Origin of the sequence: Quadrisphaera sp. INWT6, assembly GCF_015390235.1 — a bacterium.
Lineage (GTDB): Bacteria > Actinomycetota > Actinomycetes > Actinomycetales > Quadrisphaeraceae > Quadrisphaera.
The window spans coordinates 271,977-287,285 of the sequence record NZ_VUOH01000003.1 but is presented as its reverse complement, the minus strand read 5'-3'; the positions used below and the strand labels follow the sequence as shown (position 1 = coordinate 287,285).

The 15,309-nt window shown below is 74.3% G+C and carries 10 protein-coding genes and 1 pseudogene; 6 read left to right on the top strand and 5 right to left on the bottom strand.

Going from position 1 to position 15,309, the window contains the following annotated elements; all coding sequences use genetic code 11:
- Window positions 1-21: 21 nt before the first annotated feature.
- Window positions 22-1,089: a 3-hydroxyacyl-CoA dehydrogenase family protein gene (locus tag F1641_RS11140; protein WP_309225566.1), complete on the top strand. Its 1,068-nt coding sequence runs from the start codon at window positions 22-24 to the stop codon at window positions 1,087-1,089.
- A complete protein-coding gene (locus F1641_RS11135) occupies window positions 1,086-2,069 on the top strand; it encodes a sugar phosphate isomerase/epimerase (protein ID WP_194905518.1) in 984 nt (327 codons plus the stop codon). The genes F1641_RS11140 and F1641_RS11135 overlap by 4 nt, the downstream gene beginning before the upstream one ends.
- A 131-nt stretch (window positions 2,070-2,200) precedes the next feature.
- Here the strand turns inward: F1641_RS11135 and F1641_RS11130 are convergent, their stop codons facing one another.
- The 5 genes and pseudogenes from F1641_RS11130 to F1641_RS21475 form a co-directional block, all read right to left on the bottom strand.
- The gene (locus F1641_RS11130) at window positions 2,201-3,118 is read right to left on the bottom strand and encodes a methyltransferase domain-containing protein (protein WP_194905516.1); all 918 of its coding nucleotides are present in this window, start codon (window positions 3,116-3,118) and stop codon (window positions 2,201-2,203) included.
- Between the two features lie 61 nt (window positions 3,119-3,179).
- Window positions 3,180-3,806, bottom strand: a complete 627-nt coding sequence (locus F1641_RS11125) for a YdcF family protein (protein ID WP_194905513.1) — start codon at window positions 3,804-3,806, stop codon at window positions 3,180-3,182.
- A gap of 102 nt (window positions 3,807-3,908) precedes the next feature.
- A complete protein-coding gene (gene smpB / locus F1641_RS11120) occupies window positions 3,909-4,484 on the bottom strand; it encodes an SsrA-binding protein SmpB (protein ID WP_194905940.1) in 576 nt (191 codons plus the stop codon).
- 888 nt (window positions 4,485-5,372) lie between these two features.
- Window positions 5,373-6,464 (bottom strand): ribonucleotide-diphosphate reductase subunit beta, encoded by a 1,092-nt coding sequence (locus tag F1641_RS11115; RefSeq protein ID WP_194905938.1) that lies wholly within the window; start codon window positions 6,462-6,464, stop codon window positions 5,373-5,375.
- Between the two features lie 56 nt (window positions 6,465-6,520).
- Window positions 6,521-9,531, bottom strand: a pseudogene (locus F1641_RS21475) (ribonucleoside-diphosphate reductase subunit alpha).
- A 304-nt stretch (window positions 9,532-9,835) separates the two neighbouring features.
- Here F1641_RS21475 and F1641_RS23220 point away from each other — a divergent pair.
- The 4 genes from F1641_RS23220 (at window position 9,836) to F1641_RS11095 (ending at window position 15,287) form a co-directional block, all read left to right on the top strand.
- The gene (locus tag F1641_RS23220; protein WP_206691026.1) at window positions 9,836-10,030 is read left to right on the top strand and encodes a hypothetical protein; all 195 of its coding nucleotides are present in this window, start codon (window positions 9,836-9,838) and stop codon (window positions 10,028-10,030) included.
- Window positions 10,027-11,886 (top strand): aldo/keto reductase, encoded by a 1,860-nt coding sequence (locus tag F1641_RS11105; protein WP_206691025.1) that lies wholly within the window; start codon window positions 10,027-10,029, stop codon window positions 11,884-11,886. Before F1641_RS23220 ends, F1641_RS11105 begins: the two co-directional genes overlap by 4 nt.
- Window positions 11,887-12,006: 120 nt before the next feature.
- Window positions 12,007-14,163: a phosphate acetyltransferase gene (gene pta / locus F1641_RS11100; protein WP_194905511.1), complete on the top strand. Its 2,157-nt coding sequence runs from the start codon at window positions 12,007-12,009 to the stop codon at window positions 14,161-14,163.
- Complete coding sequence (locus tag F1641_RS11095) at window positions 14,160-15,287, top strand: acetate/propionate family kinase (RefSeq protein ID WP_194905508.1); 1,128 nt, start codon at window positions 14,160-14,162, stop codon at window positions 15,285-15,287. The genes pta and F1641_RS11095 overlap by 4 nt, the downstream gene beginning before the upstream one ends.
- The last annotated feature ends 22 nt before the right edge of the window (window positions 15,288-15,309 follow it).

Genomic DNA, 15,309 nt, shown 5'->3' with positions numbered 1-15,309 from the left:
GCTCCCGGCAGGGTGGGGGGCGTGAGCGCTGTCAGCGGAGACAGGACGACCCCCTCGGTCGTCGGACGGATCGAGACGGCCGCGGTGGTCGGGGCCGGGTACATGGGCGGCGGCATCGCCCAGTCCATGGCCCGCGCCGGGCTCCCGGTGGTGCTGGCCGACGTCTCGGCCGACGCCGCCGCGCGCCAGCTGGAGCGGCTGCTGGCGGAGGCCCGCACCTACGAGGAGCAGGGCCTGTTCGCCGCCGGCGACGCCGACCGCGTGGCCGCCAACCTGCGCGCCGCCGCCTCCGTGGAGGAGGCCGTGGCCGACGTCGACTTCGTGCACGAGGTGGTGTTCGAGAAGGTGGAGGTCAAGCACGACGTGCTGGCCCGCGCCTCGGCCGCCGCCCGCCCCGACGCGATCATCGGCACCAACACCTCCACCATCCCCGTGAAGGTGCTGGCGCCCGCCGTCGTCGGGCCGGAGCGCTTCCTCACGGTCCACTGGTCGAACCCGGCGCCGTTCATCCCGGGCGTGGAGCTGGTGGTCGGCGAGGCCACCGACGACGCCGTGCTGCCGGTCGTGCAGGACATGCTCGAGCGCGCCGGACGGCGCTCGGCGCAGGTGGCGGACACCCCCGGCTTCGTGCTGAACCGCCTGCAGTACGTGCTCTTCAAGGAGGCCGCCGACATCGTGGCCGAGGGCGTGGCGACGCCGGAGGCCGTCGACACCATCGTCTCGACGACGTTCGGCTTCCGGTACCCCTACTTCGGGCCGTTCGCCATCGCCGACATGGCCGGGCTCGACGTGTACGTGCTGGGCATGAGGATCATGCAGGAGGCCTACGGCGAGCGGATCTCCCCGCCCCAGGCGCTCACCGACCTGGTCGACGCGGGCGCCCACGGCGCCAAGAACGGCGAGGGCTTCACCGTGCACGGCGACCCGACGCGCCTGGCGCGGATGATCGCCTACCGCGACCTCGCCTACGCCAAGCAGGGCCAGCTGCTCGCCGAGCTCGCGGCCGCCCACCCCGACGCGCCTGCTGCCGACGAGCACGAGCCCGCCCAGGACCCCGCCGTCGTCGCCGACCAGGAGGCCCGCCCGTGACCACCCCCGCGCCCGCCCGCACGGCGCCCGACCCGTCGACCTGGCCGATCGGGGCGGCGCTGCTCCAGGCGCCGCCGGTGCTGCCCGACGGCACCCCCGCGCAGGAGGCCCCCGAGGTGGAGTGGCGCCGCGTGCTGCGCCGCGTGCGCCTCGCGGGCTTCGACCACGTCGACCTCACCGACTCGTGGGTGCGACCCGGTGACCTCTCACCCGAGCGGCTGGGGCTGCTGAAGCGGCTGCTCGCCGAGGAGGGCCTGGGCGTCACGGCCATCACGACGGCGCGGCGCAGCCCCATCGCGCCCGACGCCGGGGAGGCGGCGGCCAACCAGGAGTACCTGGAGCGCACGCTGGTGGCGGCGGCCGAGCTCGGCACGTCGGTGGTCTCGGCGGGGCTGCTGCCGGTGCTCACCGACGCCCAGAGGGCCGCGGAGTGGTTCTGGCTCGAGCAGGGGATCTCCGACCCCGACCCGGAGTCCGACGGCGGGGCCGCGTTCGACCTGGCCGTGGAGCGCTTCGCCGCGCTGGGACGCCGGGCGGGCGAGCTGGGCCTGCAGCTGAGCCTGGAGATGTACGAGGACACCTACCTCGGCACGCCCGAGTCGTCGGTGCGGCTCAAGGAGGCCGTCGGGCTGCCGAACGTGGGCCTGAACCCCGACGTCGCCAACATCATCAGGCTCCACCGCCCGGTGCAGCCGTGGCGCGAGCAGCTCGCCGCGGTGCTGCCCCACGCCAACTTCTGGCACGTCAAGAACTACTACCGCGACCACGACCCGGCCACCGGCTCCTACGCCACCGCGCCGGCGCCCCTGGCCCTGGGCGTCATCGACTACCGCTGGGCGGTGGAGGAGGCCCTGCGCGTGGGCTTCACCGGGCCGTTCTGCTGCGAGCACTACGGCGGTGACGGGCTCAGCGTCGCCGCGCAGAACCGCGAGCACCTGCGCCACCTGCTGGCCAGCGCCACGGAGCTGCTCTCCCTCTGACCACGCCCGGGGACCGCAGCCGAGCGCCTGGTTGCGGTTCCCGGGGGTGCCCTTCGCGCAGCCGAGCGCCTGGCTGCGGTTCCCGGGGGTGCCCTTTGCGCAGCCGAGCGCCTGGCTGCGGTTCCCGACAGTCAGAGCGGGCGGGTGGCGACGGCGACGAGACCCGTGCCGGCGCGCCACCCGCCGTCGCCCGGCCCGACCTCGGTGACCGTCCAGGAGCCCTCGGAGGGCACGGCCGCCGGTGGCCGCTCGCGGGTGACGCGGTGCAGCAGCCCGGTCGCCACCGGCTCCAGCGGAGCGACCAGCCCCGCCGCCCGGTTCCAGAGGAGGTTCGCCGCCTTCTGCACCCTCGCCCCGCCGCGGGTGAGGGTGAAGGTCGGGCCGTCGATGCGCAGCACCCGCACCGGCCAGCCGCCGGTGCCCTCCGCGACCACCCGGCGCAGGCCGTCGGCGTCGACAGGACCCACGTGGGGGGCGTAGCCCGACCAGCCCCCGGAGTACCCCGACTCGTCCGGGGTCGTCAGCACCAGCGCCCCGCCGGGGAGCGTGCGCGCCGCCATCGACGCGACGAAGCCGACCTGGTCGGCCGGGACCAGGTGCTCCACCACCTCGCTGGCCACGACGACCGCGCCGTCGGGGGCGTCGGCGAGGTCGGTGTGGGTGGTCGCCTGCGGGAAGGCCGCCGCGGCCAGCGCGGTGTGCCGCACGTCGATGTCGACCAGCACCAGCGGCCGCCCGAGCCGCTCGGCGAGCAGGGGCGAGAACGCCGCGGTCCCCGCACCGACGTCCACCACCGGGCCCTCCAGGCCCGCGGCGCTCGCGGCAGCGCCGGCGCGGGCCGCCACGAGGTAGCTGACGGCGTGGCGGACCACCGTGCTGCGGTTGCGGTGCAGGCCCGGGTCGCCGCCGTGCGTGTTGGCCGTGCGGCCGCCGTCGACCCGCGCGCGGACGGCGTCCAGGGCGTCCATGGACGCTTCGGCGGTGGCGACCGCGTCGGCGACGCGCTGCGGCGCGAGGTCGGGCAGGGCGCCGGGTGAGGGGGAGGTCACCGGGCCAGCGTCACAGACCGGTCGACCGGACCGGTGGCGGGCCCCGCGCCGACCCGCCCCCTCAGGCGCTGGCTGACCCGCCGGCCGGCCCGCCGGTGAACCACCGCGCCTGGCTCACCGCCGTGTGCACCGCCGTCGTCATGGCCGAGTCGACGCGGTTGCCCGCCACCAGCGACACCTCGCGCACGAGGGCCTGGCGGACGTCGCTCAGCGGGGTGGTGGCGCCGACGAGCACCACGTCGAGCGCCCCGTCGACGCGGCCGTCGACCACCGCCCGGTGCAGCAGCAGCCGCACCCGTGCCACGTGGCCGTCGGAGGTGACCACCGCGACCCGGTGGACGCCGGGGTCGGTGGCCTGGAGCAGCGGCATCGACAGCGCGAGGTTGTCCGACGTCGACAGCGCCCGCTCCTCCAGGAGCAGCCGCTCGCGAGGCACGCCGAGCTCGACCAGGCGCGCCCCGAGGACGTCGGCCTCGCTGACCGGCTGCGCGTCGAACGCCGTGGCGCCGGTGACGCCGCCGCTGGCGACCACCCAGGGGTCTGCGCCCTCGGCGCGGGCCTGGGCCACCAGCGCGGCGGTCCGCTCCGCCCGGCGCTCCAGCAGCGGGGTGGTGCGCCCGCCGTCCAGGCTCGACCCGAGACGACGACGGCGTCGAGCCGGCCCGCGTCGACGGGGCGGTGCGACCACGCGGTGCTGACCGCGATGTCGACCACGGGCCACACGAGCACGAGGGCGGCCGCGGCCGCGGTGACGACCTGGAGGCGGCGGACCCAGCCCACCGCCGTGCGCTCAGCCCTCACGGCGCGCGCTCACGGTGCCTGCACCGCCGGCGGCGGTGCGGGGGTTGGTGCGGCGGTGGACCGACATCGCCCGCTCGGCCTCACGGGCGTCCTGCCGCTCGCGCAGGGTCTGGCGCTTGTCGTGCTCCTGCTTGCCCCGGGCGATCGCCACCTCGACCTTCACCCAGGAGCCCAGGAAGTACAGGCTCGTGGGCACCACGGTCCACCCGGCCTCGCGGGAGGCGGCCTCGAGGCGGGCCAGCTGGGCGGCGTGCAGCAGCAGCTTGCGGGGACGCCGCGCGGAGTGGTTGGTCCAGCTGCCCTGGGAGTACTCGGGGATGTGGGCGCCGTGCAGCCACGCCTCACCGCGGTCGCTGATCTCGACCCAGCTCTCCGACAGCGAGGCGCGGCCGGCGCGCAGCGCCTTCACCTCGGTGCCCACGAGCACCAGGCCCGCCTCGTAGGAGTGGGCCAGGACGTAGTCGTGCGCGGCGCGCTTGTTCCGGGCCACCAGGCGCAGGCCCTCCTCGCGGGGACGGGAGGGCTTGGCCTGGCGCGCCCACGCGCCGGCACCGCGACGGGCTATCGGGCCACCTGCTGACCGGTGCTGCTGCGGTGCGTGGTGCCCGCGCCGTTGCGGGTGCTGGAGCTCATGTCACGGAACGATAACGGCGTCTCGGTGTCGTGGGGCGGCAAGGGTCGGAATCCGCTCGAACTGCCCAACATCCCGCAGCCGTGACGTCGCCGCACCCCGAGATCACCGCACCCCCTCCTCCGGCGACGATCATGCGCCTGCGCGCCACGTCGCCTGCCGGTCCTCTCCGCCGCGACCCGGCCGGCGCAGCTGACGCCCCATCTGCGCAGCTGACGCCCCTTCGCGTTCCCTGATGGGGCGTCAGCTGCAGCGAAGGGGACCGAAGTGCGACAGGAGGCGCTGTGGGAAGACCGGGTGGTGGCGCGCAGGTGCGTGATCGTCGCGGGTGGGGGCTCCTCCTGGGGAGGTTGGTGCCCGTTGGGTGCGCTGGTGCCCGGGTCGGGGCGCACCACCCGGGGAGCGGTCCACCCGGTGGGCACCGCCCCACCCGCTCACCCGCCTGCCCACCCGGTGACGATCATGCGCCTGAGCGTCACGTCGTCCCGGAAGGGCTGGGGGCCCGGTGGTGGCGCTCAGGTGCGTGATCGTCGCGGGGAGGGGCTCCTCCTGGGGAGGCTGGTGCCCGGGTCGGGGCGCACCACCCGGGGAGCGGTCCACCCGGTGGGCACCGCCCCACCCGCTCACCCGCCTGCCCACCCGGTGACGATCATGCGCCTGAGCGTCACGTCGTCCCGGAAGGGCTGGGGGCCCGGTGGTGGCGCTCAGGTGCGTGATCGTCGCGGAGGGGGGACACGACGGCGGCCCGCCACCTCCTCGGGGGAGACGACGGGCCGCCGTGAACGGGAGACGCCGGCCGGTGCGGACGGCGTCAGGGGGAGGTCAGTCCCAGGCCAGACCGCCACCGGTCTGGTACTCGATGACGCGGGTCTCGAAGAAGTTCTTCTCCTTCTTGAGGTCCATCGTCTCGGACATCCACGGGAAGGGGTTCTCCGCCGGGGGGAACACCTCGGCCAGGCCCAGCTGGACGCAGCGGCGGTTGGTGATGAACCGCATGTACTCGGAGGTGAGATCGGAGTTCAGCCCGAGGATGCCGCGGGGCATCGTTTCCTTGCCGTACTCGATCTCCAGCTCGCAGGCCTCCTTGAGCATGCCCCGGACCTCGGCCTGGAACTCCGCGGACCACAGGTGCGGGTTCTCGGCCTTGATCTGGTTGATGACGTCGATGCCGAAGTTCAGGTGGATCGACTCGTCGCGGAGGATGTACTGGTACTGCTCGGCGATGCCGACCATCTTGTTGCGGCGGCCGAGGCTGAGGATCTGCGCGAAGCCCGTGTAGAACCACATGCCCTCGAAGACCACGTAGAACGCGATGAGGTCGCGCAGGAAGTCCTGGTCGGCCTCGGGCGTGCCGGTGGAGAACTCACCCGACTCGAGGTTGCGGGTGTGCTTGAGCGCCCACGCGTCCTTGGCGGTGATGGAGGGCACCTCGCGGTACATGTTGAACAGCTCGCCCTCGTCGAGGCCGAGGCTGGTGCAGATGTACTGGAAGGTGTGCGTGTGCACGGCCTCCTCGAAGGCCTGGCGCAGCAGGTACTGGCGGCACTCAGGGTTGGTGAGCTGGCGGTAGACCGCGAGCACGATGTTGTTGGCGACCAGCGACTCGGCGGTCGCGAAGAAGCCGAGGTTGCGCTTGAGCATGAGGCGCTCGTCCTCGGTGAGCCCGTCGCGGCTCTTCCACAGGGCGATGTCGGCCTGCATGGACACCTCGGTGGGCATCCAGTGGTTGTTGCAGCCCGCGAGGTACTTCTCCCAGGCCCAGCCGTACTTCAGCGGCAGCAGCTGGTTGACGTCGGCGCGGGCGTTGATCATCGCCTTGTCGCTGACGTCGACGCGGGAGGCGCCCGACTGGATGGCGCCGAGGCCGGTCACGTTGTCGACGGAGGTCTCGACGGCGTCGTCCAGGGTGGTCACGGTGGTCTCCTCGCTCGAGGTGCGGGTGGTGGGCAGGTGGCTGCTGGTGGGGGCGCTCACTGGCACGCCTCGCACTCGTCGCCGTTCTCGATGGAGCAGGCCGCGGCGTACTCGGCGCTGAGCTCCGGGGTCTGGTCGGCGTCAGCGGTCTGCGGCAGCGTGACCACCGCGGACGGGCTGGCCGAGACGGCCGCCGCGGGGGAGGCCGCCGTCGCCGCGGCGGGGGCTGCGGCCTGCGCCGGGACACCGGCGGCCGGGGCCGTCGCCGGGGCGCCGGAGGAGACGGCGTTCAGCTTGCCGTCGGTGCCGCGCAGCGTGGACTTCTCCACGTGCGTGGCCGAGGACGAGCGCAGGTAGTACGTCGTCTTCAGGCCCAGCTGCCAGGCGGTGCGGTACAGGGAGTCGAGCATCCGGCCGTTGGGGCTGGACACGTACAGGTTCAGCGACTGCGCCTGGTCGATCCACTTCTGGCGGCGCGAGGCCGAGCGGAGCAGCCACACCGGGTCGACCTCGAAGGCGGTGGCGTACAGCGCCTGCAGGTCGGCCGGGACGCGGTCGATGTGGCCCAGCGAGCCGTCGAAGTACTTCAGGTCGGAGACCATGACCTCGTCCCACAGGCCCCGCTCGGCGAGGTCGCGGACCAGGGAGGCGTTCACCACGGTGAAGTCGCCGGACATGTTCGACTTCACGAACAGGTTGCGGTACATCGGCTCGATCGACTGCGCGACGCCCACGATGTTGGAGATCGTCGCGGTGGGCGCGATCGCCATGACGTTGGAGTTGCGCATGCCCTGGCGCTGGACCTTCTCGCGCAGCGGGGCCCAGTCGAGCGTGGCGGAGGTGTCGAGCTCGACGTCGCCGCCGCGGGCCTCGCGCAGGATCTCCAGGGAGTCGACCGGGAGGATCCCGCGGCTCCACAGCGACCCGTCGAAGCTCTTGTAGGAGCCGCGCTCGGCGGCCAGGTCGGAGCTCGCCTCGATCGCCGCGTAGGAGATCTGCTCCATCGAGGTGTCTGCGAACTGCACGGCCTCGTCGGAGGAGTAGGGCAGGCGCAGCGCGAAGAGCGCGTCCTGGAAGCCCATGAGGCCCAGGCCCACGGGACGGTGCTGCTGGTTGGCGTTCTCGGCCTGGGGGATCGTGTAGAGGTTCAGGTCGATGACGTTGTCGAGCATGCGGACCGCGGTGCGGACGGTGCGGCGCAGGCGCTCGACGTCGAGGCCCTCGGCGGTGACGTGGGCGGCCAGGTTGACCGAGCCGAGGTTGCAGACCGCGACCTCGTCGGCGTTGGTGTTCAGCGTGATCTCGGTGCACAGGTTGGACGAGTGCACGACGCCGACGTGCTGCTGCGGGGAGCGCAGGTTGCACGGGTCCTTGAAGGTGATCCACGGGTGGCCGGTCTCGAACAACGAGGTCAGCATCTTGCGCCACAGGTCGAGCGCCTTGACGGTGCGGTGCACGCGCAGCTCGCCGCGGGCCGCCATCGCCTCGTACTCCGCGTAGCGCTCGGCGAAGGCCGTGCCGTACAGGTCGTGGAGGTCGCGGTCTCGTCGGGGGAGAACAGCGTCCAGTCGCCCTTGGCGGCCACGCGCTGCATGAATAGGTCGGGCACCCAGTTGGCCGTGTTCATGTCGTGGGTGCGGCGGCGCTCGTCACCGGTGTTCTTGCGGAGCTCCAGGAACTCCTCGACGTCGATGTGCCACGTCTCGAGGTAGGCGCAGACGGCGCCCTTGCGCTTGCCGCCCTGGTTCACCGCGACGGCGGTGTCGTTGGCGATCTTGAGGAACGGGACGACGCCCTGGCTCTGGCCGTTGGTGCCCTTGATGTGGGCGCCGATGCCGCGGACCGGGGTCCAGTCGTTGCCGAGGCCGCCGGAGTACTTGGCCAGCATCGCGTTGTCCTTGATGGACTGGAAGATGCCGGACAGGTCGTCGGAGACCGTGGTGAGGAAGCAGCTGGACAGCTGCGGGCGGGTGGTGCCGGCGTTGAACAGCGTCGGCGTGGAGCACATGAAGTCGAAGCTGGAGATGAGGCGGTAGAACTCGATCGCCCGCTCCTCCTTGTGCTCCTCGTTCAGGGCCAGGCCCATCGCGACGCGCAGGAAGAAGGCCTGCGGCAGCTCGTAGCGCTGGCCGCGGTCGTGCAGGAAGTACCGGTCGTACAGGGTCTGCAGGCCGAGGAACGTGAAGTCGGCGTCCCGGCCGGCCTCGATGGCCGCGCCCATGCGGTCGAGGTCGAACTCGCCCAGGCGGGGGTCGAGCATGTCGAGCTCGATGCCCTTGGCGATGTAGCCCTTGAGGTAGCGCGGGTACAGCTGCGCCATCTGCGGCGCGGTGGCCAGCGTGCGCTCGCCGAGGACGGCGGTGAGCGCCTCGGTGCGCAGCATGTCCATGAGCAGGCGCGCGGAGACGTAGGTGTAGTCGGGGTCGACCTCGACCTTGGTGCGGGCGGCCAGCACGAGGGCCTGGGCCAGCTCGACCTCGCCGACGCCGTCGTACAGGGTCCGCATGGCCTCGGTGACGACCGCGTCGGGGTCGACGGTGGGCAGGCCGGCGCAGGCCTCGGCGACGACGGCGGCCACGCGGTCGCGGTCGAGCGGGACCAGGGTGCCCTCGGAGGTGCGCACCGACAGCTGGCGCACGGAGGCGACGCTGGGGGTCGCGGCCTCGCGGGCGCGGCGGGCCTTGGCGTGCTCCTCGCGGTAGAGGATGTAGGAGCGGGCGACGGCGTGCTCGCCCGAGCGCATGAGGACGAGCTCGACCTGGTCCTGCACCTCCTCGACGGCCACGGGGCGGCCGGAGGACCCGGTGCCGGCTAGGGAGCGGCGCACCAGGGTGTCGACGACGGTGGTGGTCATCTCCTCGACGAGCTCGCGCACGCGGGCGGAGCTGCCGGCGGCCTGGCCCTCGGTGGCCAGGAAGGCCTTCTGGAGGGCCACGGAGATCCGCGACGCCTCGAAGGGCACGACCTCGCCGCGGCGGTTGATGACGGCGGTGGGAGCCGCGCCGCCCTGGTCGGAACCGGCCCCGCTCGCGGAGACCTCCAGGACCTCGTCTGCCACCTGCGTCATGTGCGTCTCCTGTGCTCGTGCTCGTGGTCGTTCGCGTGAGCGTGCGTCGGGCGTGGCTGAACCGGAACGCTGCGTCATCTCCGCAGGTCCTGGGGAAGTGGGGGACCGGGTCGCTCTCTCGGGCGGCCTCCGGTGTCCCAGACGCTACATCTAGGGGGCGGAGACTTCCAGCGAACTACTGGTTGTGGTCGGTGTTGGCTGCTCGTCCGGCGTGTCGGTCACGTCCGGTCACGCTGCGCACCCTGCCAGGAGGGTCGGACAGCCCGTCGGGGGCGATCTCCGGGGCCTCGCCTAGCCTGCTGGGGTGCCAGACGCCGACGTCTTCCGCTGGGCCGTCCTCGGCCCCGGCTCCATCGCCCGCCGCTTCGTGCGCGAGCTCCCCGCCAGCCGCACCGGGGTGCTGGTCGCGGTGGGCTCCTCCGACGCCGCCCGCGCCCGCGCGCTGGCCGACGAGGCCGAGGCCGCCGGGGGGGCCGGCGCCGCCCGCGGGGCCGGGTGAGCTCGGGCACCTACGCGGAGGTGCTCGCCAACCCCGGCGTCGACGGCGTCTACGTCAGCGTCGTCCACACGAAGCACGCCGAGCTGGCGCTGGCCGCCGCCCGGGCGGGCAAGCACCTCCTCGTCGAGAAGCCCCTCACCCCGAACCTGGGCAGCTCCTCGGCGCTCGTCGACGCCGCCGAGCGCGCCGGCGTCGCCCTGCTGGAGGCCTTCGCCTACCGCTTCCACCCCGCCACGCGCCGCCTGCTGGAGCTGGTGTCCGAGGGCGCCGTCGGCCGGGTCTCCCACGTCGACGCGAGCTTCTCGTTCGACTCCAGCCCCGCCCCCGAGGGCGCCCCGGGCGGCCCGGGGCGCCTGTACGACCCGGCCACCGCCGGCGGCGGGATCCTCGACGTCGGCTGCTACCCGGTGTCGATGGCCCGGGCCGTGGCCGGCGCCGCGGCCGGACGCCCCTTCGCCGAGCCCCTGCCCGGTCCCGCCGGCGTGCGCGCGGAGGGCCGCATCGGCCCCACCGGCGTCGACGAGTGGACGACGGCCCACCTCGACTTCGGCGGCGGCCTGCTGGCCACCGTCCGCTGCGGGATCCGCGTCGACGACCCCCAGGTCGTGGTGGTCCGCGGCTCCGAGGGCGTGCTGGAGCTGCACGACCCGTGGACCGTCCAGGCCGCCCCGCGCCTGGTGCTGCGCCGCGCCGGCGAGCCCGAGCGCGTCGAGACCTGGGACGGCGCCGCCCCCGAGCAGCAGGCCTTCGCGCTGGAGGCGCAGGCCCTCGCCGACGCCGCCGCGCGCCTGGCCGGCGGCGGGAGCGGCTCCGACGCGCAGGCCCCGGAGCAGACGCACGCCGACTCCCTGGGCACCCTCGCCGTGCTCGACCGCTGGCGCGCCGCCATCGGGCTGCGCTACCCCTTCGAGGCCGAGACCGCCCGCGTGGGCACCGTCTCCGGCGAGCCTCTGCGGGTCCCCGCCCCGGGCTCGGCGCAGGTGCCCGTCGGCGCGCTGCCGGGGCTGGACCGCCCGGTCTCGCGCCTGGTGATGGGCTGCGACAACCAGCCCGACCTCGCCAGCGCCTCGGCCATCTTCGACGCCTTCGTCGAGGCCGGCGGCACCACCTTCGACACCGCCTGGGTCTACGGCCCCGACGGCGAGTACGAGCGCCGCTTCGGCCGGTGGCTCGCCAACCGCGGGATCCGCGACGACGTCACCGTCATCGTCAAGGGCGCGCACACCCCGTACTGCGACCCGGAGTCGCTGAGCCGGCAGCTGCTGGAGTCCTTCGAGCGGCAGGGCCTGGAGCGCGCCGACGTCTACCTCATGCACCGCGACGACCCGTCCGTTCCCGTGGGGGAGTTCGTCGACGTCCTCGACGAGCACGCCCGCGCGGGGCGCATCGGCGTCTACGGCGGCTCCAACTGGAGCCCGGAGCGCTTCGACGCGGCGAACGCCCACGCGGCGAGCAACGGCCGCCAGGGCTTCTCCGTGCTGAGCAACCACTTCGGCCTCGCCCGCGCCCTGGACGTGCCGTGGGCGGGCTGCGTGCACGCCACCGACCCGGCCTCGCGCACCTGGCTCGAGGAGCGCCAGGTGGCGCTGCTGCCCTGGTCCAGCCAGGCGCGCGGCTTCTTCGCCCGCCCCGACGAGGAGATGCGCGGCGACGCCGAGCTGGTGCGCTGCTACCTCTCCGACGACAACCTCGAGCGCAAGCGCCGCGCCGAGCGCCTGGGCGCCGAGCTGGGGTCCCCGCGACCGCCGTCGCCCTCGCCTACGTGCTCGCCCAGCCGTTCCCGGTGTTCGCGCTCTTCGGGCCCCGCTCCATCGCCGAGATGCGCTCGTCGATGGCCGGGCTCGCCGTCGAGCTGACCGCCGAGCAGGTCGCCTGGCTCGACCTGCGCGGCTGACCCCCTCACGGGGGCCCTGGACGTGTCGCAGAGCACGGCCCCCGGCGTGGCGCCGGGGGACCGTGCCCGCCAGGGTGGACCCGTGCCGTCTGACCCCCCGACCTCGGACCAGCGCCTCAACCAGCGCCTCTACGTGACCGCCGACCGGGCGGGCGCCGGCAAGACGGTCGTCGCCCTCGGGCTGCTCGACCTGCTCGCCAGCTCCGTGCGCCGCCCGGTGGTCTTCCGGCCCGTCGTCTCCAGCCGCGACGAGCCCGACCCCATGGTCGAGCTGCTCCGCCACCGCTACGACCTCGACATCGACGACGACGACGCCGTGGGCCTGACGTGGTCCGAGGCGGCGGCGCTGGTCGACTCCACCGACGCCGGCCCCGACCCGCGCCGCCTGGTCGCCACCATCGTCGAGCGGGTGGAGCGCCTGGCGGAGCGCTCCGACTTCGTCCTCGTGGTCGGCACCGACTTCACCGGCCCCTCCCCGGCCACCGAGCTCGACCTCAACGCCCTGCTGGCGGTCAACCTCGGCGCGCCCGTCGTCGTCGTGGTGTCGGCAGCCGGCGCCGACGGCCCCGCCGAGGCCTCCTCGGTCGCCGCGGCCGCCCGCGAGGCCGGCTCGGCGCTCGCGGCCCGCGGCTGCACCAAGCTGGCCACGGTGGTGAACCGGGTCGACCCCGACCGCCGCGAGGAGGTGCTCGAGGCGGTGCGCGCCGCCGGCGGGCACACCGGCGGCGCCACGCAGCACCCCGTCTACGCCGTCGACGACGTGCCGCTGCTGAGCGCGCTGACCGTCGGCGAGGTGGCCACGGTGCTCGGCGGGACGGTGCTCACCGGGTCCGACTCCGCCCTCGAGCGCGAGGTGGGCGGCTACCTGGCGGGCTCCGCCCACGCCGACGTGGTGCTCCGGCTCCTGCGCGAGGGCACCCTGCTGGTCACCTCCGGCGACCGCCTCGACCTGATGCTCGTCTCCGCGGGCGCCGCGATCCACCGCGACCTGCCCACGCCCGGCGGGCTGGTGCTCACCAACGGCACCCGCCCCGACGACCTGCAGCTGACCCTGCTGCGGCCCAGCGGCCTGCCGATGGTCAGCGTGCCGACCGACACGTACAGCACCATCCACCGGCTCGAGGGGGCCACCGGCGCCATCCGGCCCACCAGCCAGCGCAAGGTCACGGCGGCCCTCGGGGCGTTCAGCGCCGGGGTCGACGCCGACGAGCTGGCCGAGCGCATCCGCCTGGTGCGCACCGAGGCCGTCACGCCGGCGATGTTCAACGCCCGGCTGCTCGCGGCCGCCCGCGCCGACCGCCGGACCATCGTGCTGCCGGAGAGCGAGGACACCCGCGTGCTGCGCGCCGCGGAGGAGCTCGGGCACCTCGACGTCGCCGACCTGGTGCTCCTGGGCCGCGAGGAGCAGGTGCGCGCGCTGGCCGACCGCCTCGGCGTCGACCTGGGCGGCGCCCGGATCGTCGACCCGGCCACCTCGCCGCTGCGCGAGGAGATGGCCGCGGTCTACGCCGAGCGGCGCAAGCACAAGGGCGTGACCCTCCACGGCGCCCGCGAGCAGCTGCTCGACCCGACGTACTTCGGCACCCTCATGGTGGAGACGGGCCACGCCGACGGCATGGTCTCGGGCGCGACCCACACCACCGCCGCGACCATCCGGCCGGCCCTGGAGGTCATCAAGACCGTGCCGGGCGCCAAGCGCGTCTCCGGCGCCTTCCTCATGTGCCTGCCCGACAGGGTCATGGTCTTCGCCGACTGCGCCGTGAACCTCGACCCGACGGCGGAGGAGCTGGCCGGCATCGCCGTCTCCAGCGCCGAGACCGCGCGGGCGTTCGGGGTCGAGCCGCGGGTGGCGATGGTCAGCTACTCCACGGGCAGCTCCGGCGCGGGCGTCGACGTCGACAAGGTCCGCGAGGCCACCCGCCTGGTCGCCGAGCTCGCGCCCGACCTGCCGCTGGCCGGCCCGATCCAGTACGACGCCGCGGTCGACCCGGCCACCGGCGTGGCCAAGATGCCCGACAACCCCGTCGCCGGGCGCGCGACCGTGCTGGTCTTCCCCGACCTGAACACGGGCAACACCACCTACAAGGCGGTGCAGCGCACCGGTGACGCCGTCGCCGTCGGGCCGGTGCTCCAGGGCCTGCGCCGTCCCGTCAACGACCTCTCCCGCGGCTGCACCGTCGCCGACGTCGTCTCCACCGTGGCCATCACCGCCGTCCAGTCGCAGGGGAGCTCCCGATGAGCAGCAGGGTCCTGGTCGTCAACGCGGGCTCCTCGAGCCTGAAGTTCCAGCTCCGCGAGGGCGCCGACGTGCTCCTCAAGGGGACGGTCGAGCGCATCGGCAGCGCCGAGGTGCCCGACCACGCGGCGGCGCTCGAGCAGGTGATGGGGGCCCTGCGCAGCGACCGGGGGGGCCCGGGGCTCGACGGCCTCGCGGGGGTGGGCCACCGCGTCGTGCAGGGCGGCACCCGGTACACCGACCCCACGCTGGTCGACGACGACGTCGAGGCCGGCATCGCCGAGCTGTCGGCGCTCGCGCCGCTGCACAACCCGCCCCAGCTGGCGGCGGTCCGGGCGCTGCGCGCGGCGCTGCCCGACGTCCCGCAGGTCGCCGTCTTCGACACCGCCTTCCACGCCACGATCCCCCCGCGCGCGGCCACGTACGCCGTCGACCGCGACGTGGCGCAGCGGTACGGCCTGCGCAAGTACGGCTTCCACGGCACGAGCGTCCAGGTGGTCACCCGACGCGCCGCCGAGTTCCTCGGCGTGCCGCCGGAGGAGGCCGACCTGGTCGTGGCCCACGTGGGCAACGGCGTCTCGGTCACGGCCGTGCAGGGCGGCCGCAGCGTCGACACGACCATGGGGCTCACGCCGCTGGCCGGCGTGGCCATGGGCACGCGCAGCGGCGACGTCGACCCGGCCATCGTCATGACCCTGGTGCGCGAGGCCGGCATGAGCGCGCAGCAGGTCGACGACCTGCTCAACAAGCGCAGCGGGCTGCAGGGCCTGGCGGGGGAGTCCGACGTCAGGTCGGTGCAGGCCCGCGCCCGCGAGGGCGACGCCGCGGCGCGCGAGGCGATGGAGGTCTACTGCTACCGGCTGACGGCGGCCGTCGGCTCGTTCCTGGCGCTGGTGCCGCGCGTGAGGGCCGTGGTGTTCACCGCGGGCGTCGGGGAGAACGACGCCGCGGTGCGGGCCGCCGTCTGCGCGCCGCTGGCGCACCTCGGCTTCGGGGTCGAGGACGCGGCCAACGACGCGGCGAGGGGGCCCGACGCCGCGGTGCGCATCGGCGAGAGGGTGCTCGTCGTCCCGACCGACGAGGAGGCGGAGATCGCCGCCCAGGTCCTGGCGGTCGTCAGCCGCTGACCCCCCTCGGGGCGCACCCTCC

What these genes read in the sequence shown, in the direction of transcription:
- F1641_RS11095 (WP_194905508.1), top strand. Translation starts at nt 14,160, where the DNA reads ATGAGCAGCAGGGTCCTGGTCGTCAACGCGGGCTCCTCGAGCCTGAAG.